Annotated in this window: 20 protein-coding genes and 1 pseudogene; 11 read left to right on the plus strand and 10 right to left on the minus strand. The window is 64.4% G+C overall.

Features of this window, described 5'->3' with window-relative positions:
- From HMPREF9440_RS02275 to ppk1, 3 genes are all read left to right on the plus strand, one after another.
- The coding region (locus HMPREF9440_RS02275; RefSeq protein ID WP_008541096.1) for a phosphoethanolamine transferase at positions 1-1,530 on the plus strand (1,530 nt) is incomplete at its 5' end.
- Positions 1,531-1,708: 178 nt separating this feature from the next.
- Positions 1,709-2,371, plus strand: coding sequence for a VTT domain-containing protein (locus tag HMPREF9440_RS02280; protein WP_008541097.1), 663 nt, complete (start codon positions 1,709-1,711; stop codon positions 2,369-2,371).
- 141 nt (positions 2,372-2,512) lie between these two features.
- Positions 2,513-4,789 (plus strand): polyphosphate kinase 1, encoded by a 2,277-nt coding sequence (gene ppk1 / locus HMPREF9440_RS02285; protein WP_008541098.1) that lies wholly within the window; start codon positions 2,513-2,515, stop codon positions 4,787-4,789.
- A 107-nt stretch (positions 4,790-4,896) separates the two neighbouring features.
- On the opposite strand, the gene HMPREF9440_RS02290 is transcribed toward ppk1, so the two are convergent.
- From HMPREF9440_RS02290 to tkt, 4 genes are all read right to left on the minus strand, one after another.
- Positions 4,897-6,096 (minus strand): phosphoglycerate kinase, encoded by a 1,200-nt coding sequence (locus HMPREF9440_RS02290; RefSeq protein WP_008541099.1) that lies wholly within the window; start codon positions 6,094-6,096, stop codon positions 4,897-4,899.
- 27 nt (positions 6,097-6,123) lie between these two features.
- The gene (locus HMPREF9440_RS10375; RefSeq protein ID WP_008541101.1) at positions 6,124-8,049 is read right to left on the minus strand and encodes an acyltransferase family protein; all 1,926 of its coding nucleotides are present in this window, start codon (positions 8,047-8,049) and stop codon (positions 6,124-6,126) included.
- A gap of 74 nt (positions 8,050-8,123) precedes the next feature.
- On the minus strand, positions 8,124-9,137 hold the full coding sequence (gene gap / locus HMPREF9440_RS02300; RefSeq protein WP_008541103.1) for a type I glyceraldehyde-3-phosphate dehydrogenase: 1,014 nt from the start codon (positions 9,135-9,137) through the stop codon (positions 8,124-8,126).
- 33 nt (positions 9,138-9,170) lie between these two features.
- Positions 9,171-11,180, minus strand: coding sequence for a transketolase (gene tkt / locus HMPREF9440_RS02305; RefSeq protein ID WP_008541104.1), 2,010 nt, complete (start codon positions 11,178-11,180; stop codon positions 9,171-9,173).
- 165 nt (positions 11,181-11,345) lie between these two features.
- Here tkt and HMPREF9440_RS02310 point away from each other — a divergent pair, with 165 nt between their 5' ends.
- Positions 11,346-12,080, plus strand: a complete 735-nt coding sequence (locus tag HMPREF9440_RS02310) for a 16S rRNA (uracil(1498)-N(3))-methyltransferase (protein WP_008541105.1) — start codon at positions 11,346-11,348, stop codon at positions 12,078-12,080.
- Between the two features lie 83 nt (positions 12,081-12,163).
- On the opposite strand, the gene HMPREF9440_RS02315 is transcribed toward HMPREF9440_RS02310, so the two are convergent.
- Entirely contained in the window at positions 12,164-13,051 is an 888-nt protein-coding gene (locus HMPREF9440_RS02315; RefSeq protein ID WP_148516298.1) for a lytic transglycosylase domain-containing protein, read from the minus strand.
- A 243-nt stretch (positions 13,052-13,294) separates the two neighbouring features.
- Between HMPREF9440_RS02315 and HMPREF9440_RS02320 the strand changes: the two genes are divergently transcribed.
- Positions 13,295-13,579, plus strand: coding sequence for a KTSC domain-containing protein (locus tag HMPREF9440_RS02320; RefSeq protein ID WP_008541107.1), 285 nt, complete (start codon positions 13,295-13,297; stop codon positions 13,577-13,579).
- Positions 13,580-13,591: 12 nt separating this feature from the next.
- On the opposite strand, the gene HMPREF9440_RS02325 is transcribed toward HMPREF9440_RS02320, so the two are convergent.
- The 5 genes and pseudogenes from HMPREF9440_RS02325 to mpl form a co-directional block, all read right to left on the minus strand.
- The gene (locus HMPREF9440_RS02325; protein ID WP_008541108.1) at positions 13,592-13,972 is read right to left on the minus strand and encodes an HAD family hydrolase; all 381 of its coding nucleotides are present in this window, start codon (positions 13,970-13,972) and stop codon (positions 13,592-13,594) included.
- A 93-nt stretch (positions 13,973-14,065) separates the two neighbouring features.
- Complete coding sequence (gene mgtE, locus HMPREF9440_RS02330; RefSeq protein WP_008541109.1) at positions 14,066-15,559, minus strand: magnesium transporter; 1,494 nt, start codon at positions 15,557-15,559, stop codon at positions 14,066-14,068.
- 153 nt (positions 15,560-15,712) lie between these two features.
- The gene (locus tag HMPREF9440_RS02335; RefSeq protein ID WP_008541110.1) at positions 15,713-17,722 is read right to left on the minus strand and encodes a ribonuclease catalytic domain-containing protein; all 2,010 of its coding nucleotides are present in this window, start codon (positions 17,720-17,722) and stop codon (positions 15,713-15,715) included.
- 118 nt (positions 17,723-17,840) lie between these two features.
- Positions 17,841-18,446: pseudogene (locus HMPREF9440_RS11110) on the minus strand (YqiA/YcfP family alpha/beta fold hydrolase).
- Entirely contained in the window at positions 18,443-19,816 is a 1,374-nt protein-coding gene (gene mpl / locus HMPREF9440_RS02345; protein ID WP_008541115.1) for a UDP-N-acetylmuramate:L-alanyl-gamma-D-glutamyl-meso-diaminopimelate ligase, read from the minus strand. Before mpl ends, HMPREF9440_RS11110 begins: the two are co-directional and overlap by 4 nt.
- A 206-nt stretch (positions 19,817-20,022) precedes the next feature.
- Here mpl and HMPREF9440_RS02350 point away from each other — a divergent pair, with 206 nt between their 5' ends.
- The 6 genes from HMPREF9440_RS02350 to HMPREF9440_RS02375 form a co-directional block, all read left to right on the plus strand.
- Positions 20,023-20,718 carry a hypothetical protein gene (locus HMPREF9440_RS02350; protein WP_008541116.1) on the plus strand — a complete coding sequence of 232 codons (696 nt, stop codon included), beginning with the start codon at positions 20,023-20,025 and terminating at the stop codon, positions 20,716-20,718.
- 320 nt (positions 20,719-21,038) lie between these two features.
- Entirely contained in the window at positions 21,039-21,506 is a 468-nt protein-coding gene (gene accB, locus HMPREF9440_RS02355) for an acetyl-CoA carboxylase biotin carboxyl carrier protein (protein WP_008541119.1), read from the plus strand.
- An 18-nt stretch (positions 21,507-21,524) separates the two neighbouring features.
- Entirely contained in the window at positions 21,525-22,886 is a 1,362-nt protein-coding gene (accC, locus tag HMPREF9440_RS02360) for an acetyl-CoA carboxylase biotin carboxylase subunit (protein WP_008541120.1), read from the plus strand.
- 76 nt (positions 22,887-22,962) lie between these two features.
- Complete coding sequence (gene prmA / locus HMPREF9440_RS02365; RefSeq protein WP_008541121.1) at positions 22,963-23,859, plus strand: 50S ribosomal protein L11 methyltransferase; 897 nt, start codon at positions 22,963-22,965, stop codon at positions 23,857-23,859.
- A gap of 24 nt (positions 23,860-23,883) precedes the next feature.
- Positions 23,884-24,717 (plus strand): DUF3426 domain-containing protein, encoded by an 834-nt coding sequence (locus HMPREF9440_RS02370; RefSeq protein ID WP_008541123.1) that lies wholly within the window; start codon positions 23,884-23,886, stop codon positions 24,715-24,717.
- 9 nt (positions 24,718-24,726) lie between these two features.
- Positions 24,727-25,672, plus strand: a 946-nt coding sequence (locus HMPREF9440_RS02375; protein WP_050816067.1) for a carbohydrate kinase family protein, incomplete at its 3' end; no start/stop codon positions are given.

The following is a 25,672-nucleotide window of genomic DNA, read 5'->3' on the forward strand; positions in this document are numbered from 1 at the left end:
TTTCCCATGAATGACAGCACCAACCGCCCGCGTGTACTCCTGCGCGCCCTCGGCTTGATTGCCTTCGTGGCGATCAGTTTCCTCACCGTCAAGCACATCGGCTTGGCGATCGGTGCGAATCACACCAAAGACGCATTGGTGCTGCTCTTCGCGTTCATGCTCTTGGCATCCTCCCGACTCGCATATTTCGGGCTCCTCCTTCCTTTGAGTCTTTTGCTTGGGGCGTACTATCCCGTCGCCATGGCCTTCGGGATGCCGAGCTATCAAGCCGTCTCCGCGCTTTTGGCGACGGACGCGAGAGAGGCCAAAGAGTTTTTGGAGCTCCTCCCCGTCAGTTCGGTCGTGATCGGCGCCCTGATCCCCGTGGGAGGCTATGTCGCTTACAGGTTGGCCGATGCCTTCAGGTTTCGGATCCACCGCAACAAGTTTTTGGTTATCTTTTTTGCGCTCTACACGGTCGTCGTCACCGATCCCTGGGGTTTCGGAGACAAATTGAGGCGGGCGACCCTTGAAGCGACTAATGAGCGCGCCGACATTCTTCATTTGGCGACCCAAAACACTTGGCCGGATGCGAGCACCTCCCCGACGTTCGACGATTACGACGACTATGTGTTGGTCATCGGTGAGAGCGCAAGAAAGGACTACTTCGCCGCCTTCGGGTATCCGGTCGCCAACACGCCCTTCCTGTCGGCAACTCCCGGCACCCTTGTCGACGGTCTGATTGCCGCCGGTCCGAATACGACGACGTCGCTCCGCCTCATGCTGACCAACAGCGTCGGCGGGCAGCCCAACTACGGGCAAACTGTCGTAGGTTTAGCTCAAAAGGCTGGCGCGGAAGTCCATTGGATTTCGAACGTCAGCATGAACGGGGAATTCGCAACGCCGGTGACGGCGATCGCCATGAAGGCGGATCACCGCGTCTTCCTTCGTTCCGGCCTCACCAACAATCATTCGCTCTACGACGACGCGATGCTCCCGTTACTCCAAGAGCTTTTGGGGAGACCTCACGCAGGAAAGCGTCTGATCATCCTGCATACCGTGGGCTCACACCCGAACATCTGCAAGAAGGCCGCATTCGCCCCTGAACGGATCCCTCTGCGCGACAAAAGTCTTCGGGAGATTGAGTGCTATGCCTCCTCCGTGAGAGCGACCGACGTCTTTTTGGAAAAGGTCGTCAGCGCGCTGAAACAGAGCCCCCGCCGTTGGTCCATGGTGTACTTCGCCGACCATGGATTGAGTCATCACGTCCAAGAGGGCCGTCCGGTGCTCACGCACGCCCCCGTCGGCTTGGAGCACTTTTTGGTGCCTTTGCTCCGGATCCGTTGCGACGATCAAAAGCACGTCCTACTTGAAAGTCCCAAAAACGGCCGGAACCTGCTCGGGGGCCTCGCATCATGGATGGGAATCCGTTCTTCGGCACTCCCGCCGTACGAACTCTTTGACGGCGACCCCGATGCGTTTGATCCCCATGTGGGCAAAGCCATTCACAAGGATGCGCATGACCCGGCCGTGGACATTACCGGTCGTTGAGTTCCGGATTTGGACTCGGCGGCTAGTGCCCCGGACTCGTTGTCCATCGCATCCGTTCGAAAACACACCCGCGGCGTGCGGGCGGCATTCAGTATGATAGTGGTCGCGTCTGCGGATTTCGGCCGCAGGCCTACGGGCTTCGTCCGGAAAAGCTGTTCATCCGCAACCACAAAGCATCATGGATTTTATCGGGCTTGTCGTCGAACTCTTCACCAACGCCGACCACTTCCTCGTTTCACTCGCCACGAACTACGGCACCTGGATCTACGCCGCCATGTTCGTCATCTTCTTTTTGGAGACGGCCTTCGTGGTGATGTCGTTCCTGCCGGGGGATTCGCTCCTCTTCGTCGCGGGCACGGTGGCGGCTGCGGGAACGGCGCGACCTGAACTCATCATGCTGGCGGTCATCCTGGGCGCCATCGCCGGGAATTCGACCGGCTACGCCCAGGGGAAATGGCTCGGGAACAAGATCTACGACGGTAGCATCCGCTGGATCAACGCCCAGAAGCTTCAGCACGCCCATGAGTTCTACATGAGCCACGGCGGGAAGACGATCCTTCTCGCCCGATTCGTCCCGATCGTGCGTGCGTTCGCGCCTTTGATCGCCGGCGCCGCCCGCATGGACGCCCTCCGCTTCGAGTTCTTCAGCGGCGCGGGCGCGGTTCTTTGGGCGGTCTCGATCGTAGGTGCGGGCTACCTCTTCGGCAACATTCCCTTCATCCGGGAGAACCTCTCCCTCATTCTCGTCCTCGGGATCGTGGCCGCCCTGGCCGGTCCCGTCATCGTCGGTGTCGCCTGGCGCTGGCTCCTCAAGAAGGGACTCCTTCACAAGCGGCCCTGACGGCCACAGGATACGGCCAAACAGCACCTGACTTCCCCGACTCCCCGCGTTCTTCCCGGGTTCTCCTCAAGTCTGTCGCCATCTTCCGGGCGGTAGAATCGAAGAGCAGACCCAACGACCACCAACCGTGAGAAGAACGCCATGACGCCTTCGGACACTCCCACCGACAACGCCGCCGCTCAGGCGGCAGACAAGACCGAGGCGGCCGCTCCTGCGCCCGCCAAGAAGCGCGCGGTGCGCGCTTCCAGAACGACGAAGTCCGCGAAGACCGGCCACACGGCCAAGTGCGTCCGCTGTGAAGAGGATCTGCCGCCCGCACTTCCCCTCGCCGACGGCATCGAGGACCTCGACGACCCGCGTCTCTACATCAACCGCGAACTCAACTGGATCGAATTCGACCGCAAGGTTTTGGACGAGGCCTGCTCGGCGGACGTGCCGCTTCTGGAGCAGCTGAAGTTCCTCTCGATCTTCTACAACAACCTCGACGAATTCTTCATGGTGCGCGTCTCGAACATCGTGCGCCAGATGAAGAGCGGCGCGCCCGCCTCTTCCGCCGACCAACTGACGCCCGCGCGTCAGTTGGACGAAATCCGCCGCCGCGTCCTCGTGATGCTGAACCGCGCCCAGAACCACTGGCGCGCGAACCTTCAGCCCGCGCTCTTCGACCGCGGCGTGCGTCTGATGCGTTGGAAGGACCTGAATCCGAAGCAGAAGAGCTTCCTCGAGGGCTACTACAAGAACGAGATCTACCCGATCCTCACGCCCCAGGCAATCGACCCGGGTCACCCCTTCCCGACGATCTCGAATACGAGCCTCAATTTCCTCATCCGCCTGCGTGCGCCAGACGGCACGGAACGCTATGCGCGCCTCAAGTGCCCGACCAACATGTCGCGCTTCATCTTCGTGCCGCGCACGAAGACCTCGGAAGACTACGCAGAGCTCGGCATCAACTCGAACGGCCGCGACGACGACATCATTCTGCTCGACGACCTCATTCGCGAGCACCTCGGCACGCTCTTCCCGGGGCATGAAGTTGAGGCGGCGGTGCTCTTCCGCCTCACCCGCAACACCGACCTCGAAATCGAAGAGGACGAAGCGGACGATCTGCTCGAGGCCGTCAAGGACTTCGTCGATCAGCGCCGCTTCGGCGACGTGATCCGTCTTGAGATCGAACACGGGATCGATGCGGAGCTCTCGAACTACCTCATCGACCATTTGGAGCTCCTCCCCTTCCAGATCTACCGCGTGAAGGGCCCGCTCGCGATGTCCGAATTCATGTCGCTCGCCTTCATCGACCGGCCGAACCTGAAGGACAAGCCCTACAAGGCGTTGGAGCCCGCCTTCGTCCAGGACGGCGACGTCTTCAGCGTCGTGCGTCAGCGCGACGTGATGCTCTATCACCCGTACGAGAGCTTCTCGGGCGTGCTCGACTTCATCCGCCGCGCCTCGGAAGACCCGCAGGTGGTCGCCATCAAGCAGACCCTCTACCGGTGCGGGAACAACAGTCCCATCGTGAAGGCCCTCATCGAGGCGCGCCGTCGCGGCAAGCAGGTGACGGCCGTCGTGGAGCTGAAGGCGCGCTTCGACGAAGAGCGCAACATCAACTGGGCCGAAGAGATGGAAAAGGCCGGCGTCAACATCGTCTACGGCTTCGTCGGCCTCAAGATCCACGCGAAGCTCTGCCTCGTCGTGCGTCGCGAGTCGGACGGCATGCACCGGTACGTGCACATCTCCACGGGGAACTACAACCCGTCCTCGGCCAAGATCTACACGGACTACGGGCTTCTCACATCGAACCCCGGCATCTGCTCGGACGTCTCCGACCTCTTCAACGTGATGACGGGGTATTCGACCCAGACGAAGTACAACGCCTTGGTTGTCTCGCCCCACTCCACCCGCAACACGATCCTCGCGCACATCGACCGCGAAATCGAATGCTGCAGGTCGACGGGCAAGCGCGAGATCATCTTCAAGTGCAACCAGTTGGTCGACCGCCTGATCATCCGGCGGCTCTATGAAGCCAGCCGCGCCGGCGTCAAGATCTCGCTCCAGGTCCGCGGGATCTGCTGCTTGCGCCCCGGCGTCAAGGGCGTGAGCGAGAACATCACCGTGACGAGCATCGTGGGCCGGTTCCTCGAACACGCCCGTGCCTATTGGTTCGCGCATGACGGTCAACCCGTCGTCTTTGTGGGTTCTGCCGACCTGATGCCCCGGAATCTCGACGGCCGCATCGAGGTGCTCGTGCCGGTGTTGGACGCGGGGATCCGCGATCGTTTGAAGGCCACCCTTGACCTGCAGCTCTCCGACAACGTCCAGTGCTGGGTGCTTCAGTCGGACGGACGCTACCGCAAGCGTGAGGCTGAAGGCGCCTCCGTCAACTCGCAGGCGATCCTCGCGAAGAAGCACGGTTGGGCGTAAGCAACCCTTATCCCTGAACCACAAGCGGCGGGCACCCACAAGGATGCCCGCCGCTTTGTCTTCCCTGCCCTGCGGCGAAGGCCTTCGGCCTTCACCGTTCGGGTTCATCAGGCGCGCTCTTCCAACACGGCCACGGCAGGGAGCGTCTTCCCTTCGAGGAACTCGAGGAAGGCGCCGCCCCCCGTGGAGATGTAGGAGATGCGCTTTTCAACACCGAACTTCCCGACGGCGGCGACGGTATCGCCGCCCCCGGCGATCGAGAATGCGCCGGCGTCGGTCGCCGCGGCGATGGCTTCCGCCATCACGCGGGTGCCTTCGGCATAGGGCGTCATTTCGAAGACGCCCACGGGGCCGTTCCAAACGATCGTGCCCGCCGTGCGGAGGATCTCACCCAGCATGGCGGCGGTCTTGGGACCGACGTCGAGGATCATTTCGTCCTCACGCACATCGTCGGCGTCCGCAACGCGGTGCTCGGCGTCTTCGGCGAAGGCCTTCGCAACGACGACGTCGACGGGCATCGGAAGCGTCGCGCCCTTCTTTTCCAAAATCGCGAGCACGCGGCGGCATTCGTCGACGAGTTCGGGCTCAGCCAAGGACTTGCCGATGGGCTTCCCCGCGGCGAGCAGGAACGTATTGAGGATGCCGCCGCCCACGATCAGCTGATCGACCTTTTCAGCGAGGTTGGAAAGGATGGTGAGCTTCGTCGAGACCTTCGAGCCGCCCACGATCGCCGCCAGGGGGTGCTTGGCGTTTTCGACCGCACGCGTGAGCGCATCGATTTCGGCGGCCATGAGCGGGCCCGCACAGACGACGGGAGCGTAGCGCGCCACGCCGACGGTCGAGGCCTGCGCACGGTGCGCCGTCCCGAAGGCGTCGTGCACGAACACGTCGCAGAGTGCGGCGTACTTCTTCGAGAGCGTTTCGTCGCACTTCTTTTCACCCGCGTTGCATCGGCAGTTCTGGAGCATGACGACTTCGCCCGGCTTCACTTCAAAGCCGCCGTCCACCCAATTTTCAATGAGAGGCATGGGGCGCTCCAGGAGCTCACCCATGCGGCGGGCGATCGCCGCAAGGCTGTCCGCCTCCGTCACAAGGCCTTCGGTCGGACGACCGCGGTGGCTCACCACCATGACGGCGGCACCGGCGTCGAGCGCCATGCGGATCGCCGGGACGCTCGCCACCAAACGGGTTTCGTTGGTGATGTTGCCCGCTTCGTCGTGGGGGGCGTTGAGATCGCTGCGGATCATCACGCGTTTGCCGGCCAGACAACCGTCTTCCACCAGTTGAGCCAATGTTTTAACAACCATGATTCACTCCTTTAGTATGACAGAAATTTATTTGATTGATCTTATGTATTCGAAGATGGGATCCAGCCAAACCCCGTGTTCACGAACATAATCTTGCCGGAGATGATCGTCATCTTTGTAATTAAACAAGTTACAACTACTCTTTGGACAAACGAAATTCAGCGGATCAATAACCACTGCAAAATCAGAGACGCCCTCGGCAACCAATTCATTACCTTTTCGCCACACATTATCAACTGGCAAATCAACCGATTTAACAGCAGCTATTTCACTCTGCCTCACAAAAGCACGTCCTGTACGATTTGGGTAATGGTATGAATAATCATCCCAGGGAGCATCCAAAATAAAAAAGAAGCGCACATCCGGATTACTTTCAGCTAACCCTCTGAATTCAGACAAAACACGGACAAACCCTCCTTCACTCATCGAGATCTTCTCAACTCCATTGCTGTACTTAAGAGTTGAACTCTCAGCATAGATGCCCCATTTTTGAGCCCAAACCACAACCTTCGGCTTCCGATTTATTAATAAGTTCTCAAATTCTTGAATCAACACCATCGAGTCGGGATCCTCTACGTGAGGTGCCGCCAACGTTCCTCCATGGGTAAGGGAAACCATACTTAAGTTCAACCTCTCCGAGAGATATTTGAATCGCAACAAGTTTTGTTCCATATGCGAATCCCCCACAAGGAGCAAATCCAAGTTCCCTTCACCGTCTCCAACCTGCATAGAACGAATATCCCCTTTAAGCCGAGCTCCGACATCCCAAGCTTTTGCCTGTCGTTGATCCTCCAAAAGCATACTCATAAAAGTGCTCAAACCTGGGCGAGCACATGCTTCGTGGCTCGACTTCTTTAAACCTTGAGCCGAGCCCACCACCAACATCATCGCAAGCAATAGCAGATAAACAGCTTTGGTATCTGCCTTACGAGCCGGAACCTCCACGAATCGATAGATAAAGATGGATACGGCGACCGAGAGAAGCAATGCCCAACCTTCTCCCCAACTCAGCGTAGGAAGCACTATTTTCTGGAAAACCAAAAACGGCCAATGCCACAAGTAGAGTGAATAACTGATCAGACCGACGAACACCACCGACTTACCCGTCAGCCAACGGTTCACCACCGCATCCTCATGCGAGGAGATCAACAGCACGGCTCCAAGCACCGGCAGAAGCGAAGCAACCCCAGGGAAGACCGTATCGTGGTCGAACCCCAAAAATGCCGCCACCAACATCAGAAGTGCGGTTACGGACATTCCGTTTCTAGTGGAAAGAGCCCAGTTTTTGGCGTTCCAAATCCTGAAGGTCTCCGCGTAGCTCAAAACAATTCCAAAGCCAAGCTCCCAGAAGCGCGTCAGCGGAAAGTAGAAGTTGAACCGCTGATCAGAAACGCTCAGACAGAACGCCAACGATCCCAACGTGATCACTCCAACCAAGATCCCCAAGGCCCGGATGGACTTCGTGAACCTCCAAATCAAGCCGCACAGCAAGGGGAAGAAGATGTAGAACTGCTCCTCAATGGCCAAGCTCCACAAATGCAGCAGAGGTTGTCGTTCCGCCGCAGGAGCGAAATAGTCAACGTCCTCCAGCAAACGGAAGTTTTGATAAAAACCTGCAGACGAATAGACCTGCTTGCTCAGCTCCTTGAGTTCGTCATCAAAAAGGAAGAAGTAACCGACAACCAAGCAAAAGCACAGTAACAGCAACAGGTTGGGAAGAATGCGCCGGATGCGTTTGGCGTAGAAGTCCACATAGTCGACCTTGTTCTTCGCGATCAGCGAACGAAAGATGATCCCAGAGATCAGATACCCTGAAATCACGAAGAAGATGTCAACGCCAACGAAACCTCCCGGCATCAGCCCCGGGAATGCGTGGTAGAGAACGACGGGGATGACGGCGAGCGCACGCAGGCCCGTAATGTCGGCTCGCCAGTAGTTGTGTTGCTGGGTCATGAGGGTTCATTCAAATCGAAGGCCGCGACGCAATGACGCTTCGCGGCCTTCTCATGGGTCTCTTCCGTTGGGATTTACTTCGCCGCCATCATCGCGCAGGCGGTGTCGAGCATGCGGTTCGAGAAGCCCCACTCGTTGTCGTACCAGGAGGTCACCTTGATGAGGCGGCCGCCGGAGACCTTCGTGAGGGTCGCGTCGTAGGTCGAGCTGTGCGGATCATGGTTGAAGTCGCAGGAGACCAAGGGCAGATCGTTGTAGCCCAGGATGCCGCGCAGCGCTTCGGACTCCGAAGCCGCCTTCATGATCGCGTTGATCTCTTCGATCGAGGTGTCACGCTTCGCGATGAAGGTGAGGTCGACGAAGGAGACGTTGATCGTCGGGACGCGGACGGCGAAGCCGTCGAGGAGCCCGTTGAGTTCGGGGAGAACGAGGCCCACCGCGGCAGCGGCGCCGGTCTTCGTCGGGATCATCGACTGCGTCGCGGCGCGGGCGCGGCGAAGATCCTTGTGGTAGACGTCGGTGAGCACCTGGTCGTTCGTGTAGGCGTGGACCGTCGTCATGAGGCCGCGCTCAATGCCGAGCGCTTCGTGGAGGGGCTTCAACAACGGAGCCAAGCAGTTCGTCGTGCAGGAGGCGTTCGAGACGATGAGGTCCGAGGCCTTCAGCGTATTGTGGTTGACGCCGTAGACGATCGTCGCGTCCGCGGTCTTCCCCGGAGCGGAGAGAAGAACCTTCTTCGCGCCGGAGTCGAGGTGCACCTGGCTCTTTTCCTTCGAATTGAAGGCGCCCGTGCACTCCAGCACGACGTCGACGCCGAGGTCGGTCCAGGGGAGCTCACGCGGATCGCGCGTCGAGAACATGCGCATGCGGTCGCCCGCCACCACCATGTCGGCGCCGTCCACCTCCACGTCGAAGCCGAAGCGGCCGTGGCAGGAGTCGTAGCGGAGCAGATGCGCGTTGATGTTGACGTCGCCCGGGGAATTCACGGCGACGATTTCGACGTCGTGCTTCTTGCCGGATTCGTAATGGGCGCGGAGAACGTTGCGGCCGATGCGGCCGAAGCCATTGATAGCAACGCGGATGGTCATCTTCAGTTTCCTTGTTCGGTTCGTGTGTGCGGATTACTTGAGAAGGGCGTCGACCTTGGCGACGACGTTCTCGACGGTGAAGCCGAAGCGCTCCCAAAGAACACCCGCCGGGGCGCTCTCGCCGAAACGGTCGACGCCCAAAACGTCCCCTCGGCCGGAGAAGTACTTCCACCAACCGTCGGTGCGGGAGGCCTCGATCGCGAGCACGGGCTTGCCCGGCGTCAACACCTTCGTGCGCCACTCGGCGTCCTGACGGTCGAAGACGTCGGCGCAGGGCATCGAGACGACGCGGGCCTGCACGTTGCGGGCGGCGAGTTCGGCGCGGGCCTTCATGGCGAGTTCGACTTCGGAGCCGGTCGCAAGCAGAATCACGTCGGCTTCGCCCTCACCGGCGGGCGCTTCCGCGGCGACGTAGCCGCCGCGGGCCATCGCGTCCGCGTCGATTTCGTCGCGGTCGACGAAGGCGCAGTTCTGGCGCGTGAAGACGAGGGACGAGGGCCCGTCGCGGCGCTCCAGCGCCGCCGCCCAGGCGACGATCGTCTCGACCGTGTCGGCCGGACGCCAGACGTCCATGTCGGGGATCAAGCGCAGCGACGGGACGTGCTCCACGGACTGGTGCGTGGGACCGTCTTCGCCCAAGCCGATCGAATCGTGCGTGAAGACGTTGATCACGCGGCGCTTCATCAGCGCGGCCATGCGGAGCGCGTTGCGGGAGTAGTCGGAGAACGTGAGGAACGTGGCGCCGTAGGGGATGAAGCCGCCGTAGAGCGCGACGCCGTTCATGATGGCGGACATGCCGAACTCACGCACGCCGTAGGAGATGTGGCGCGCGGTGGCGTCACCCGTGTTGAGGCTCTTGACGCCCGTCCAGTTGGTGAGGTTCGAACCCGTGAGGTCGGCGGAGCCGCCCAGGAGTTCGGGGAGCGCGGGCGCGAGGGCGTTCAGCGCCTTCTGGCTCGCCTTGCGGGTCGCGACGGTTTCTTCGGCTTCGGCCGCCTGGCAGATGGCGTTCATCACGACGTCCGACCAATCGGCGGGAAGGTCGCCCGCGAGGCGGCGCTTCAGTTCCGCAGCGAGTTCCGGGTACTGCGCTTCGTAGCCCGCGAACATCGCCTTCCATTCGTTTTCGATGCGTTCGCCCTCAGCGCGGTGGTCCCACGCTTCGTAGACTTCCGCGGGGACTTCAAAGGGCGGATGGTTCCAACCGATCGAAGCGCGGGTGTTGGCGATTTCTTCGTCGCCCAGCGCCTCGCCGTGGACCTTGGCGGTGCCGGCGCGGTTGGGCGAACCCTTCCCGATCACCGTCTTCGCGATGATGAGGACCGGCTTCTCCTGGGAGGTCTTGGCCTCAGCGATCGCCTTGTCCATCGCGTCGATGTCGTGACCGTCCACCGGGCCGATCACGTCCCAACCGTACGCTTCGAAGCGCGCACGGGTGTCGTCGCGGAACCAGCCGCGGACGTCGCCGTCGATCGAGATGCCGTTGTCGTCGTAGATGGCGATCAGCTTGTTCAAGCCCCAGACGCCGGCGAGCGAGCAGACTTCGTGGCTGATCCCCTCCATCATGCAGCCGTCGCCCAGGAACACGTAGGTGTGGTTGTCGATGACGGGGAAGCCTTCGCGGTTGAATTCCGCCGCGAGCATCTTTTCCGCGAGCGCCATGCCGACGCCGTTGGCGATGCCCTGACCGAGCGGGCCCGTCGTCGTTTCGACGCCGGGCGTCACGTCCACTTCGGGGTGACCCGGCGTCTTGCTGTGGAGCTGACGGAAGGCCTTCAGATCGTCGATCGAGAGATCGAACCCGGTGAGGTGCAGAAGCGCGTACTGCAGCATCGAGCCGTGACCGTTCGAGAGAATGAAGCGGTCGCGGCCGGCCCAGTGCGGATTCTGCGGGTTGAAGCGGAGGTGGCGCGTCCAGAGCGCGACGGCGATGTCGGCCATGCCCATCGGCATGCCCGGGTGACCGGACTTGGCCTTCTGAACGGCATCCATCGAAAGGGCGCGGACGGCGTTCGCCATCGTCTGAGCGGAAACGTGGGACATAGGGGTCTACGTATATCGAAGAATGTTGGAACGGGACCCGCCCTTTGCCGTCGAAAACGGAGGCCGGATCCCGAAAATCGCGTGTAGTTTATCATCCTCATCCGACTGACCGCGCCCGCGCGGTCGGGTTATCCGTTCCGCCTTCCAACCCTTCGCGAAACCACCATGGCGCTCCCCCGATTCTTCCTCGATCTTCCCGACGATTTCGACGGGCCCGAAGCCGTGCTGCCCCCGAAAACGGCGCACCATGCCGGGCGCACGCTGCGGTTGGCCGCCGGCGAGCCCGTGGAGGTCTTCAACGGCCACGGAGGGCTCTGGCGCGGCACCATCTGGTTTGAAGCGGACCGCGCCTTCGTCGCCCTCGGCGGGAAAGCGCCGTCAACGACGGAGAGTCCGCTCGCCGTCACGCTCGTGCAGAGCTTCGTCTCCCCCGAAAAGACCGACTGGATCGTCGAGAAGGCGGTGGAGTTGGGCGTCGCCCGCGTGATCCTCACGCCCGCAGAGCGCTCCGTGACAAAGCTCGCCGGCGACCGTTTGGAGAAGCGCCTCCAGAAACTTGCGGAGACCGCCAAGGCCGCCTGCGAGCAGTGCGGCCGGAACCTTATTCCGGAAATCAAGGCAGCCCCCAGCCTCAAGGCGGCCCTGGAAGCCGCCGACGCAGACGTGCGATTGATGCTGGCGCCTGGTGCCCAGCAACCCGCCGCACTTCTGAAGGATGCCCGATCCGTCGCCTTCGCCGTGGGGCCCGAGGGCGGCTTCTCCGAGCGCGAGCTCGCGCTCGGAGACGAGCTCGGGTGGTCCCGGGCGCTTTTGGGACCCCGAGTGCTCCGCACCGAAACGGCGGGGCTTGCCGCCGCCGTTTGGGCGCAGACGATTGCCGGGGACTTCCCCGGCGTCTGACGGCAGACCAAGATCTGAAATGGCAAAGAGGGTGGCCCCGTCGGGATCACCCTCTTCCTTCATCCGTACCTGAAGTCCCAGCGTCAGAGCGCCGCGGCCTTCCCGCGGGCGTCCTTACCGCTCACGGTCTTGACGGCTCCCGCCGCATCGGCTTCAGGGGTTTGAGCCGCGCCGTTCGCTTCCAACGTATCCGAGATGCTCGTCCACTGGGTGTAGCCCAGGTGCGGACGCTCGCCGTGGGCGCGGTAGTCGCCCGTGCTCTTCTTCGAGCGCGAGAGCGTCACCGCGCGGTCGGACTCGCCGGAGGCCGCCACCGCAAGGCGGCTGCGCTCCTTCAAAACCTTGGCGCCATAGCCGTAGTCGCTCTTGTGGCGAGCGGCGCCGGAGTACCACTTGAGGCCCTTCGCGACGCTCCCGGTGCGCTTCACAAGTCCCGCGAGGATGCTCGTCCCCACCACCATGTTGGGGTAGGCCTCAAGGGCGGCGGCGGGGCCGCCGAACGCCGCAAACTTGTCGTGATGGACCTTCGTCATCACCTGCATCAGGCCTTCGGCGCCCACACGGCTCTTCGCCGCGGGCTTGAAGCTCGATTCCGTCCCCACCACGGCGAGGATCAGAAGGGGATCGATGTCCTGCGCACCGCCGATTTCGATCGCCCACTGCGTGTACTGACGGGCTTCGGCCATCGGCACGCGGTAGGCGCGGTTGATGTAGACGGCGACCTCTTCGGCGGAGCGCCCCAGCGTGAGGGGCACTTCATGCTCGGGAACGAGCTTCGCCGTCGTGTCTTCCGCTTCCGCCACCACGGCGGCAGGCTCCACGACAGGCTCATGCGCGGGGAGCGGTTCCGCGTCCGGACGCATCATCGCGGCCACGCCGAGGCCGACCACGGTGCAGGCCGTCACGAGGGCGGGCACGGTGGGCGACATCAGAAAGCGGGAAACGGTGCGGGGCGAACGGGAATCTGTCATCGTCTGGAGGTAGGCGCCTGTCAAAACATTCGGGTTCAGAAGGAATCTTTCCGCGGCAAAGCCCTTGTGCCAAGGACTGACGAAGGGCTCCGTACTGCGGTCGGATCAACAAAGGCACGGATTATGCATTATTTTGGAAGCGCCGTCAGCGCTTCGACAGCGGGTTTTGTCCAACGCCGCGGACGGCGCACTTTGGCAGGATAGAAGAGAATCCCCGTCATCAACAAACATGCGAGTGCCCCCATGAACCGCAAACCCATCCACCGCGGCGGCATCCTCTCCGCCGGCTACGACCCGACGCGCCGTTGGCTCGACGTCGAATTCGACACGCACCGCGTGCTCCGCTGTGAGAACGTGGGACCGGAGGCCGCCTCCTCTTTTTTGCGTTCCGCCTCGCCCTTCGGCTACTGGAAGGATGAGATCGAAGAGAACTACGTGGTGCGGGAGATTTCCCGGGCGGAAAGCGAAAAGGAGCGCCCCATCGAGAAGAAGGGGGTGGATGCGTTGAAGGCGCTCTTTGGGGAATGAGAGAGACTACAGCTAGGGATCAATGACGATCCTCAAGCCTTCGAGCCCTTCGTCCCTCGTCGGCGCCACGGCGTGCGCGCAGGTGAGTCCGGAGGGCTTCGTGTCGTTGATGAGAATGCGCTCGCCCATCGGCACATTGAAGTGAACGGCGTCCACCCGTACGCCAGCCGCCCTGATGAAGGCTTCCGTCCGCTCGCGGTACGTCTCCTCCCGGGCCGTCAGCAGGATGACGAGATCCCCCTCCGGGATGGAGCGCAGAAATTCCAAAGCCCCGGGGAGCCACTCGTCCTCTCCCCGCTTGTGGCCGTTGTGCCTGACGAGGGTACCGTCAAAGTCCAGAACCCACGTATGGTTGAGAGGCGAAAGCCGAAGATCGCACGGGACCACCGTCATGCTCCGTTGGATGAGAAATGAGATACGGGCGGCGCGAAACGCCGCCCCAGGATGAGGGAGAACGGAGAGAAGCCGCGTCCCCCTGAGGGCTTCTTACGCAAAGAAGAACGTCGCCAACCCGAGGAAGATCAAAAACCCGCCCGAGTCGGTCGTGAAGGTGAGAAGCACCGAGCCCCCCATCGCGGGGTCTCGGCCGAGTTTTTTGAGCACCAAGGGCACCGCCAGCCCCACGACCGCCCCCTGGAGGATGTTGAGGAGCATCGCGAGGCACATGACAATCCCGAGGGTCTTCCCTTCGGGCGCATCCCAGTAGAGCGCCCAGGCGCAAAGCCCCGCAATGACGCCCCACAGGACCCCGTTGATGACGGCGACGCCGATCTCCTTTCTCAGGAGATCGCGCTTGTTGGCTTCCGTCACCTGGCCCATCGCCAAAGACCGGACCAGAAGCGTCAGCGTCTGGTTCCCGGAATTCCCGGCCATCCCCGCGACGATCGGCATCAAGGCGGCCAACGCCACCACGCGTTCGATCGTGCCGTCGAAAGCGGAAATCACACGCGACGCGAAGAACGCCGTGCAGAGGTTGACGCCCAGCCAAACCCAACGGCTCTTGGCGGACTCCCAAACGCTCCCGAACAGGTCCTGTTCGTCGTCGAGACCCACCGCGCCGAAGGCGTCCTCCTCGCTTTCCTCTCGAATGACGTCGACCACTTCGTCAACGGTCAAGCGGCCCACCAGTCGGCCCGCTTCGTCCACCACCGGCGCCGTCACCAAGTCGTAGCGCTCGAACGCCTGCGCGGCGTCGCTCGCGTCGTCCAAAGGGTTCAGCGTCAGGCCGTCGGTACGCATCACGTCGCGCACGCGCACTTCGGGGTCCGACGTGAGGAGCTTCGCCACCGCCACGGTCCCGCGGAGGTGCCCGAAGCGGTCGACGACGAAGATCTGATCCAAGTGGTCCGGAAGCGCATCAAAGCGCCGCAGATAGCGGAGCACCATGTCGATCGACACTTCCTCCCGGATGGACACCATCTCGAAGTCCATGCGGGAGCCGACGCTTTCTTCCGGGTAGGAGATCGCCGCGCGCAGCTGGGCGCGCTCTTCGTGCGAGAGCCCTTCCTGGACCTGCGCCATGACGTCCGGCGGCAGGTCGTCCGCGAGGTCCGCGATCTCGTCGGTGTCGAGCGTTTCGACCGCGTCGACGAGTTCGTCGCGGTCCATCGCGTCGATCAGGGTTTCGCGGACGCCGTCGTTGACCTCGACGAGAATGTCGCCGTCGGATTCGTGGCGGACCTGCTCCCAAACGGCGAGACGTTCGTCGAGCGGCAAGGCTTCGAGCACCCAGGCGATGTCGGCCGGGTGGAGGTCTTCAAGGACGGCGCGAAGCTCTTTGGCCGCTTCGACCGTGAGCGGCTGCGCCGCATCACCCTCTTCGGTGCGCTCGACCGGATGATCCTTCGTGCGCCGGAGGTCCTCTTCGAGGATCCCCTGCACCCGCGCCAACGCGCGGCTCGCTTCGTCGGAGTCGCGCAGGGCGGCCTGCGCTTCGTCGCCGTCGCGGTCGGGTTCTTCGTCCCGGAGACCGTAGGCCATGGCCGTCCTCCTTGTCGCGTGGGTTGATCATCCGCGGGGGCGCAGGGCGCCCCCGCCGCTTCCGCCCTTGCGGGCTGCCGAGAGACTATCACAAAGCGCCCGATTCAAGGGCATCCGTTTGGCCCCGAACCGGGCGAAAGCTGCCCTCAACCGTCAGTTCGCCGGCGCCGGTTCCGCGGCGGACGCTTCGGCCGCGACGTCGGCAGCTGTCCCTTCCGGAGCGTTTTCCGCTCCCTCGGCGCCCTCGGCATCCTCCGCATCGTCCTCGTCCATGAGCTCCGCCTGATCGATTTCGTCCGAGACGCCCGCAAGGCGCGTCTCCAACGCGAGCTCCAGGTAGTCCATGCCCAGAACGTCAAGCGTGACGCGACGGCCGCGCTCCAGGTCTTCAGGAAGCCCCGGCACGCGATGGACGAACGGGAGATGTTCCAAACGCACGAGCTCGGGCTTGATGACGGAGGCTTCGATGTGGCGGAGCCCCTCCTGCTCGATCCACCGGAGCGACCAGTAGCGTTCCATCCGCGACTGGAAGTCGCCGTAGATCCCGTAGAGGTTCTCGAACTGGCTCACGATCGTGAAGAGGTCGGCGTCGTTCCCGGCGTAGGCCGCGCCTTCACCCGTCACGACCCCGAGGAGCTGGCGCTGATTGATGAGGTCGACGTAGCGCCGCAGGGGCGAGGTCGACCACGCGTAGCGCGACACCCCCAGCCCTTCGTGGGGTGCGGGGGTCGTGCTCATGCGCACGCGTCCGATCCGCTGCGAGCGGTAGATCCCGGCGGTCTTCTCTTCTTCCAACCATGCGCCCCAGGTGCTGTTGGCGAGAATCATCAGTTCCGAGACGATCAGATCCAACGGCTCCCCGCGGCGGCGGCCCTTCAAGGACACCTTAGCGGCTTCGCCCTCGCCTTCGAGCGCGAAGGACCAGTCGATGCGCCCCACGGGTTCGGGGCGGCCGCGGACCTCTTCGCGGCCCTTCTGGAGCGTGCGGGCGAAGTGCCAGAGCCACGTGAGCGCTTCGGCGAAGGGCGCCTCCAGCGTGCCGGCTTCGATCGCTTCATCCGTAATGGGATGCTCCAGCTTGTCGTAGCGGATGTTCTTCGCGACGGCGAGGCGCTCCAACTTCGTTTCGGTCTCGAGAATCTCGTGCTCGGGCGAAACCGTCACGTAGAGCGAGAGCGCCGGGACCTCACGCCCTTCGTCGAGAGAGAAGGCCGCCACCCAGGCGTCCGGCAGCATCGTCGTCTTGATGCCCGGCGCATAGACCGTGCTCATGCGGGCGCGCGCGACGCGGTCCATCGCGTCGTCGCGGCGGATGCCGTAGGCGGGCGCCGCGATGTGGATGCCGATGCGGGTGCGGCCGTCCTCCAAATGCGTCACGCTCACCGCGTCGTCGATTTCGGTCGTCTCGGAGTCGTCGATCGAAAACGCTTCGACCTCCGCCTTGGGGAGTTCCGATGCGGCGCCCATTTCCGGCGCCGGAAGGTCCGCCGGGAAGCCGGCCCCCTTCGGGAAGTTCTCCGCGTAGAAGCTATCGACGTGCCAGGCGTAGGGGCTCGCGATCGCGCCGAGCGCGAGAAGAAGCTTCAGGGGCGTCTGCCGCGTCGCCGACGCGGCGTCCGAGAGCGCCTTCCATTCGATGCCGTTCTTGTCGGGCGAGACCAGAAGCGTCATCGCCATGCGGCCGATGGCCTCGGGGAGACGCCCCTCGGTCATCTCCGCCGCCCAGGCGCGGCGTTGCTCTTCCTGCTGCCGACGGCGCTCCACCGCCTCCAACGCCTTCTTCAGGATGTCGGCGGGGGCGCGCTTGTAGACGCCGCGGCCCTTCCGGTAGAAGTAGACGGGGTTCCCGTGGAGGACCGTGAGGAGCGCGGCGCGCTCCACCGGGCCCGCACCCTCGCCCCAATATTCCGCCGCGAGGTCCGCGTAGCCGAATTCCGTGTCGGGGGCAGCCTCCCAAAGGAACGCCGGGTCGAGTTCGGCCGCGGCCTCAGGAATACGGTTCGTGAGTTCCGCGGCCGAAGGGCTCGCAAATTCGAAAAAGGCGTTCGCCGCCTTCACCTTGGAGCGGCGGCCCGTGACGAGCTCGACCTGATAGGCCGTACCCGCCTGCGAGAGGATCGTGCCCGCCTTGAAGGCGCCGTCTTCTTCAAAGTAGAGATTCATGGTTCGTCTTGATGTTTTGGGGAAGCGCCCCGGGCGTTCGATACGCCCCGGCGGCGCGCCGTGATGTTCTTGTGGCGTCTTTTCTCAGTGCCGTTGTTCCGTTCCCGTTCAGGCCGCCTCAGGACGGATCATCCGCCGCCCACGCCGCAAGCGTCGGAACGAAGTCGTCGAACGCGCGGATGCGGTGGTCGTCGCCTGGCGACACGACGATGCGGCAGCCCCGCATCGCGTCCCGGGCCTTGTGCCAATCGAGCACTTCGTCTTCGTCCGACAAAAGCACCCAGGTACGGCGGCGTTCTTCCTGCGTCTGCGGAACGGGCGAGGTCTCGTCGTCCAAACGCTTCAGGTCGGGGCCGAAACCTTCGTCCACGTAGATCCGCCGGTCCGTCCCGGCGATCTCGTGCCAGCCGACGAGGGGCCCGATCAGCGTCCAGGGGTCGAGGCAGGGGTTCAGGAGCGCCGCCTTGGCGCCAAGCTTGCAGGCGAGCCGCCCCGCGTAGAACCCGCCGAGGCTCTACCCCACGATGAGAAGTTCCGAAGGGTCGACCGCCAGCGCCTTCGCCGCCTCATCAGCGCGTGCCGCCGCTTCCAAAGGCGGCACGTTCAGGTCCGGCGCCGCGGCGCGCCAACCGCGCGCCTGCGCCTCAGCCAACATCCGCCGCGCCTTGGCGGACGCGGGGCTCGACCGGAAGCCGTGGAGATAGAGCACCGCGCGGACCGTCATGCCTTCGCCTTGGCCTCAAGCGCCGCCAGGAGCTTCCCGTGGACGCCCCCGAAGGCGCCGTTGCTCATGCAAAGCAGCACGTCGCCGGGTTCGGCCTCCGCCGCCACCCGCGCGACCAAATCGTCGACGTCGTGCGTGACGGTCGCCTTCGCCCCCAAGGGCGCCAAAGCTTCTTCGGGCGCCCAGCGCACGCTCGGGCCCGCGTAGCAGAAGACGCGGTCGGCCGCATCGAGCGACCCCGCCAGGGCATCCTTCATCGTGCCCAGCTTCATCGTGTTGCTGCGGGGTTCCAAAAGTGCGATGAGACGGCCCTTCACGCCTTCCTTCACCATGCCGTCACGCACCGCGGCGATCGTCTCGCGCACGGCGGTCGGGTGGTGGGCGAAGTCGTCGATGACGACGCAGCCGTAGGCGCGGCCCTTCACTTCCTGACGGCGCTTGACGCCCGCGAAGTGGGCGAGGATTTCAAGCGACGTTTCGGGAGATACGCCCACGTCCCTCGCCGCGGCCACTGCGGCGAGCGCATTCAACGCGTTGTAGCGCCCGGGCATGGGGAGATGAAGTTCGCCGACAGGCTTCCCGGAAAATGCCACGCGGCCGTCTTCCGTCAACGACCAACCCGCTTCGCCCTCCGCCACGTCGAAGCGCTCCACGCGGCTCCAGACGCCCATCGCGAGCACGCGGTCGAGCGCCTCGGCGCGGGCGTTCGCGATGACGAGGCCGTTGGACGGCATCGTGCGGACGAGGTGATGGAACTGCCGCTCGATGGCGGCGAGATTCTCGAAGATGTCCGCGTGGTCGTATTCGAGGTTGTTCAGAATCGCCGTGCGGGGACGGTAGTGCACGAACTTGCTCCGCTTGTCGCAAAACGCCGTGTCGTACTCGTCGGCTTCGATGACGAAGGGCGCGTTCGGATTCCCCAAATGCGCCGAGCGGCTGCTCCACTGCGGCACGCCGCCGATGAGGTAGCCGGGGTCCATCCCCGCTTCGATCAGAATCCTCGCGACCATGGAAGTCGTCGTCGTCTTCCCGTGCGTGCCCGCGACCGCAATCACGTGACGCCCCTGCAGGATCTCCTTCGCGAGCCACTCGGGACCCGAGACGTAGGGGAGGCCCCGGTCGAGGATGGCCTCAAGAAGCGGATTCCCGCGGCTCACCGCATTCCCGACGATCCAGACGTCGGGACGGAAGCGCTCGATCTGCTCGGGCGACCAACCCTCCTCCAATTCGATCCCCGCCGCGCGGAGCGCGTCGCTCATCGGGGGATAGACGTTGGCGTCGCAACCGGTGACGCGGTGGCCCGCTTCGCGGGCGAGCTGCGCGACGCCGCCCATGAAGGTGCCGCAGATGCCGAGAATGTGAATGTGCATGATGCCTGGGATAGGATTCGGGGTGAAGAACCTGAGGAACCGAAAAACCGGTTGGGGCGGATTTCCTCCGCCGGACCCCGCATTGTCCCACGTCGGCGGCCGACTGTCGCGCCGCGAAGTGCAACAAGCCCCGTCCGACGCGCTTCAGCGCACTCCCCGCACCGTTCGGAACCCCACCCGCCGCTCTTGATGAACGTCCCACGCCAATGAAGCACCGTCGCCGCCCGCTCGATACGACCTCCCCGCGATCTCCACGAAGAGGAGAGTCCGCCTCGGACCGCCCGTCGGCCCGCAGGGAAGCCGCGGACGCCGAACAGATCGTCCGCCACGCCCACACCGCGTCGCTCACCCCTGAAGAGGCGGCCGACCATTTGGGACTCCCGCTCCGCGAATCGGCTTGGGCCCAAGCCGTCGACGCGTGGGCGGGGCTCTTCGCCGAAACGGCGCACGAGGAAGCGCTCCTTGCGAAGCGCCGCACGGCGCTTCGCCTGATGCGCCTCATCCGCCGGTTCGCGACGCCCGGCGTCATGATGGATCTGCGGCTAGCCGGCCGCGTCGTCGCGGGGACCGCGGTCCCCGCCTCGCCCGTGCTCCTCACGGCCAACGCCCCCGACCCCAAAGCCGCGCTCGCGGCGCTTCTCTCGCTGGGGCTCGACCCCGCACCGATTCCGCCCGGGTTGAGGGTCCCGGAACCCGGTTTCGGCCCCGACGCCCAGACCGGACCCCGGTCTTCGGGCGTCACCTTCGACTTTGAAGAGGAGCGCTTCATCCTGAAGCTCTGCGCCCCGGGCGAATCCCGGGGGACGGCGCTCCCGGCGTCCGTCCGCTTCAGTCTTCCCGCACCCTCCGGCAACCTCACGGAGGCGGCTCTGGAAGCGTTCCTCCAATCCGACGAAGGATGAGCGACGGATTAGCCCATCAACGGCATCCCAAGCGCCCCATCCGGGCGATAAACTTGACGCCGCCCGCAAAATCGCGCCCCTTGGAGGCTCCCCCGACCTCCCGGCCTTTACTTTGCGAACGGAATTCACGACAATTCCAAATGTTTTCAAAGGAGATCGGCACCTGTTGGTGCTTTTTCCTTAAAATCACCGCTCTCGCGCCGACGTCCCCGACCCCGCGCGACTCCGGACACACATGATCGGCGGCGGTCCCGCCCGGCGCGCCTCGGCGCCGGAGAGCCCTCGACCCGGCCGCCCCACACCCAAATAGGTTTCCTGCCATGGATCTGCGCAAACTGAAGACTCTCATCGACCTCGTGAGCGAAAGCGGCGTTGCCGAACTCGAAATCGAGGAAGGCGAAGACCGCGTCCGCATCGTCAACCGTCCGTCCGCGACGCCGCAGGCGATGCCCGCGCCGAGCATCCCGCCGATCCCCGTGACGCCCGTTGCGCTCCCGGCGGCCGTCGAAGCCGCACCCGCCCAGGAAGCGCCCGCCCCTGCGGCCGCGCCCGCGGGCCTCACGATCACAAGCCCGATGGTGGGCACCTTCTACCGTGCGCCTTCGCCGGGCGCCGACCCCTTCGTCAAGGAAGGCGACGCCGTGAAGAAGGGCCAGACCATCGGCATCATCGAAGCGATGAAGCTTCTGAACGAAGTCGAAGCCGACCAGGACGGCATCGTCAAGTCCTTCTGCGTGGAAAACGGCCAGCCCGTCGAATTCGGCCAGCCGCTCCTCGTGCTCGAATAAACCGCTCCCGACGCGCCTATGTTTGGAAAGATCCTCATCGCCAACCGCGGGGAGATCGCGCTGCGCATCCAGCGCGCCTGCCGTGAAATGGGCATCAAGACCGTGGCCGTCCACTCGACGGCCGACGCGGACGCGAAGTACGTCCGCCTCGCCGACGAAAGCGTCTGCATCGGTCCCGCCCAACCCGGGCTCTCCTACCTCAACATCCCGGCCATCATCTCGGCGGCGGAAGTGACCGACGCCGAAGCGATCCACCCGGGCTACGGCTTCCTCTCGGAAAACGCCGACTTCGCCGAACGCGTCGAGCGTTCGGGCTTCGCCTTCATCGGCCCGCGCGCGGAGAGCATCCGCCTGATGGGCGACAAGGTGAGTGCGAAGCAGGCGATGCGGGACGCCGGCGTCCCCTGCGTGCCTGGCAGCGACGGCGCGCTCCCCGAAGACCCGCAGGAAATCCTGCGCATCGCGCGTCAGATCGGCTACCCCGTCATCATCAAGGCGGCGGGGGGCGGTGGCGGCCGCGGCATGCGCGTCGTGCGCACCGAGGCCGCGCTTCTGACGAGCGTCTCCACGACCCGTGAAGAAGCCCGCGTCGCCTTCGGGAACCCGACCGTCTACATGGAAAAGTTCCTCGAGAATCCGCGCCACATCGAAATTCAGGTGCTCTCGGACAACTTCCAGAACGCGGTGTATCTCGGCGAGCGCGACTGCTCGATGCAGCGGCGCAACCAGAAGATTTTGGAAGAGGCTCCCGCCCCCGGGATTCCGCGCCGCCTGATCGAGCGCCTCGGGAACCGCTGCGCGGAAGCGTGCCGCCGCATCGGCTACCGTGGTGCGGGCACGTTCGAGTTCCTCTTTGAGAACGGCGAGTTCTACTTCATCGAGATGAACACCCGCGTGCAGGTCGAGCACCCCGTCACGGAAATGGTGACCGGGATCGACATCGTCGCCGAGCAGATCCGCATCGCCGCGGGCGAGCGTCTGCGCTTCAAGCAGCGCGACATCGAACTCAAGGGCCACGCGATCGAATGCCGCATCAATGCGGAAGACCCCTTCACCTTCGTGCCGAGCCCCGGCAAGGTGACGGCCTGGCACCTCCCCGGCGGCCCCGGGATCCGCATCGACAGCCACGTCTATGCCGGCTACACCGTGCCGCCCTACTACGACAGCATGATCGGGAAGATCATCGCCTACGGCGACACCCGCGAGCAGGCGATCGCCCGCATGAGGGTGGCGCTCTCTGAAACCGCCGTCGAAGGGATCCGCACCAACACGAAGCTCCACCGCGAGCTCCTCGCGGACGAGCGCTTCTTCCAGGGCGGGACGAGCATCCACTACCTTGAAGAAAAACTCCGCGAGCGCTCCAACCGAACGCGCAACTAAACCGCTAAACTTCGGAGACGGGGACCCCTTTGGTCCCCGTCTCTTTTTCAATTCCGCCCACCTCCGACACACGACCATGCGCGACATCAAGATCCTTGCCGACGAACGTTCCGCCGAAGCCCTCGCCGACGCCCTGATGGACGCGGGCGTCCTGAGCGCCTCGCTCGAAGACGCCGACGCCGACCGCCCCGACGAGCAGCCGCTTTACGGCGAACCGGGGCTCGAACCCGAACAGTGCGCGTGGCCCCGTTCGATCGTCTCGCTTTTGGTCGAGGACGACTTCGACCTCGACGCCGCCCTTCAGGACGCCGTCGCCGCGGTGGGCTGCAAGATGCCCGAAGTCTTGGGGAACGAGGACGTCCCCGACCAGGACTGGGTGCGCATCACGCAGGCGCAGTTCCAACCGGTGCGCGTCTCCGACCGCCTCTGGATCGTGCCCACGTGGCACGACGTCCCGTCGACCGACGCCGTCAACGTACGCCTCGACCCGGGCGTCGCCTTCGGGACGGGTTCGCACCCGACGACGCATCTCTGTCTCCAGTGGTTGGACGAGCATGTCGGCGCGGAAGACGAAATCCTCGACTACGGCTGCGGCACCGGCATCCTCGCGATCGCTGCGAAGCTCTTGGGCGCAAAGCGCGTCCTCGGCACCGACATCGACCCGCAGGCGGTCGACGCGGCGGTGGAGAACGCCCGCATGAACGGCACCGAAGCCGAGTTCTACCTCCCGAACGCGATGCCTCAGGGCGACTTCGACATCGTGGTCGCGAATATTCTCGCGAACCCCCTGAAGCTCCTCGCCCCGGCGTTGATCGGGCGCGTGCGCCGCGGCGGCCGTCTCGTCCTCTCCGGCGTCCTGAAGACGCAAGCCGAGGAAGTGATCTCGCACTACATGTCGCTCGAACCCGGCTTGACGCTCGCCGTCTGGAAGACGGAAGGCGACTGGGTCTGCATCGCGGGCGAACTCGCGTAAGCAGGGCATCTGGAGATCACACCCATGGCCCGAATTCTCCGCTGCCCCGCCTGCGGCGCGCTCTGGCGCGTCGATCTTGAAGACGCCTCGGCGCAGCTCCGCTGCGGCGAGTGCGGCACCGTGTTCGCGTCCGCCAAGGCGGAGACGCTCGACGTCGACGACGAGGTCTTGGACGAGGCGCTTGCGCGCCGCACGGCCTCTGACGACGCCGAGGCGACCCCGGAGGGCGACGCCGCGGCCGACACGTCTCCGGACGCCGCTCCGACTGAAGACTCCGGCACGGACGACACCGCCCCCGCTTCCGATGCGAAACCCCGCAGCAACCCGCTGTGGGGTCTGCTCGGCACCGTTGCCGTTATCGGTCTCGCCTTCGGCGGCGTCCTCTGGAGCGCCGACGCCATCGTCCAAAGCGCGCCCGCGCTTCGCCCCGCGTTCCAGGCCGCCTGCGGCACGCTTCCCTGCCCGGGGTTTGCGTGGATGGACGCGAAGGCCTGGACGGTGTCGGGTGAGATCGTCGACGCCGCCCAGATCACCGCGACGCCCGTGCCCTTGGGGGATCCGAATGCCGCTGCGGGAGATTCGCAGGCGACACCCCTGCAGGTCCGCATCCGCTTTGAAAACGCCACCGCCCGAACGCTTCTTCTCCCGCTCGTCGAAGTCAAGCTTTTGGACGCCGCCGGGACGCCGATCGCGGAGCGTTTGGTCGAACCCGCCGATCTCGGCTTCGCGACGGTCGGGGGCGACGCTCCGAGGCTCGCACCGCAGGCCCGCACCGAGGCGCTCCTCACGATCACGACGCCCCTTCCCGTCAAGCCCACGGGCCTCGCCCTCAAGGCTTGGGACCCGCAGCTCCGCTGAGGCGACGTCATGCCCGACCGCGCCGTTCTCCTCACGGGCTCCATCGCCTACGACACCGTGCTCCACCACGCGAAGCGCTTCGACGAATCGCTTCGTGCCGAGCACCTCGCGCACCTCAACCTCACCTTCTACGCCCCCGCCATGCGGCGCGATTTCGGCGGCTGCGCCGCCAACATCGCATACGCGATGGCGAAGTTGGGAGGCAACCCCGTGCTCTGGGGCGCATTGGGCTCGGACGGTGCGCCCTACCGCGAACGCTTCGCGTCATGGCGGATGGATTTGTCCGGACTCGTCACGCTCCCCGACGTCTTCACGTCGCAATGCTTCATCACGACGGACGCGGCCGGGAACCAGTTGGCGAGCTTTCACCCGGGCGCGATGGACCGCGCGCACGAAGCCCCCTGGCCCGACGCGGCGGACCCCGTGTTGGTCGCGATTTCGCCGGGCGGGCACGACGCAATGATCGCCCAAGCGGACGAAGCCCTGAAACGCGGCGTCCCCTACCTGTTCGACCCGGGGCAGGCCGTGCCGCTCTTTGAGGGGGATGAACTCCGCGAACTCGCGCTTCACGCCGCCTACGCCGCCTTCTCCGACTACGAAGCGGCGATGATCACCGAAAAGACCGGACTCACCCCCGAAGACCTCGCCCGAGCGGGCGTCACCGTCTTTCACACGCACGGGAGCCGCGGCTCCACGGTGCGCGTCGCGGGCGACGCGCACGCGTGGTCGGTTCCGGCGGCGCCGCTTCTGCTTCCTCCCGGCGCCGCGCCCGACCCCGTGGGTGCGGGCGACGCCTACCGCGGCGGCCTCCTCTGGGCGCTCGCCCGCGGGACGGATCCCGTCGAGGCCGCCCGCACGGCGAGCGTTGTCGGCGCGATGAAGGTGGAGAGCCGCGGGACGCAGGACTATGCGTTGTCGGAGCCCCTGATGCGCGAACGCCTCGGGACTCTGCCCG

This window comes from Sutterella parvirubra YIT 11816 (assembly GCF_000250875.1).
Lineage (GTDB): Bacteria > Pseudomonadota > Gammaproteobacteria > Burkholderiales > Burkholderiaceae_F > Sutterella > Sutterella parvirubra.

What these genes read in the sequence shown, in the direction of transcription:
- HMPREF9440_RS10375 (WP_008541101.1), bottom strand. Translation starts at nt 8,049, where the DNA reads ATGACCCAGCAACACAACTACTGGCGAGCCGACATTACGGGCCTGCGT.
- HMPREF9440_RS02370 (WP_008541123.1), top strand. Translation starts at nt 23,884, where the DNA reads ATGGCCCGAATTCTCCGCTGCCCCGCCTGCGGCGCGCTCTGGCGCGTC.
- accB (WP_008541119.1), top strand. Translation starts at nt 21,039, where the DNA reads ATGGATCTGCGCAAACTGAAGACTCTCATCGACCTCGTGAGCGAAAGC.
- accC (WP_008541120.1), top strand. Translation starts at nt 21,525, where the DNA reads ATGTTTGGAAAGATCCTCATCGCCAACCGCGGGGAGATCGCGCTGCGC.
- prmA (WP_008541121.1), top strand. Translation starts at nt 22,963, where the DNA reads ATGCGCGACATCAAGATCCTTGCCGACGAACGTTCCGCCGAAGCCCTC.
- mgtE (WP_008541109.1), bottom strand. Translation starts at nt 15,559, where the DNA reads ATGGCCTACGGTCTCCGGGACGAAGAACCCGACCGCGACGGCGACGAA.
- HMPREF9440_RS02310 (WP_008541105.1), top strand. Translation starts at nt 11,346, where the DNA reads ATGGCGCTCCCCCGATTCTTCCTCGATCTTCCCGACGATTTCGACGGG.
- tkt (WP_008541104.1), bottom strand. Translation starts at nt 11,180, where the DNA reads ATGTCCCACGTTTCCGCTCAGACGATGGCGAACGCCGTCCGCGCCCTT.
- HMPREF9440_RS02290 (WP_008541099.1), bottom strand. Translation starts at nt 6,096, where the DNA reads ATGGTTGTTAAAACATTGGCTCAACTGGTGGAAGACGGTTGTCTGGCC.
- HMPREF9440_RS02320 (WP_008541107.1), top strand. Translation starts at nt 13,295, where the DNA reads ATGAACCGCAAACCCATCCACCGCGGCGGCATCCTCTCCGCCGGCTAC.
- HMPREF9440_RS02350 (WP_008541116.1), top strand. Translation starts at nt 20,023, where the DNA reads ATGAAGCACCGTCGCCGCCCGCTCGATACGACCTCCCCGCGATCTCCA.
- gap (WP_008541103.1), bottom strand. Translation starts at nt 9,137, where the DNA reads ATGACCATCCGCGTTGCTATCAATGGCTTCGGCCGCATCGGCCGCAAC.
- mpl (WP_008541115.1), bottom strand. Translation starts at nt 19,816, where the DNA reads ATGCACATTCACATTCTCGGCATCTGCGGCACCTTCATGGGCGGCGTC.
- HMPREF9440_RS02325 (WP_008541108.1), bottom strand. Translation starts at nt 13,972, where the DNA reads ATGACGGTGGTCCCGTGCGATCTTCGGCTTTCGCCTCTCAACCATACG.
- ppk1 (WP_008541098.1), top strand. Translation starts at nt 2,513, where the DNA reads ATGACGCCTTCGGACACTCCCACCGACAACGCCGCCGCTCAGGCGGCA.
- HMPREF9440_RS02315 (WP_148516298.1), bottom strand. Translation starts at nt 13,051, where the DNA reads ATGACAGATTCCCGTTCGCCCCGCACCGTTTCCCGCTTTCTGATGTCG.
- HMPREF9440_RS02335 (WP_008541110.1), bottom strand. Translation starts at nt 17,722, where the DNA reads ATGAATCTCTACTTTGAAGAAGACGGCGCCTTCAAGGCGGGCACGATC.
- HMPREF9440_RS02280 (WP_008541097.1), top strand. Translation starts at nt 1,709, where the DNA reads ATGGATTTTATCGGGCTTGTCGTCGAACTCTTCACCAACGCCGACCAC.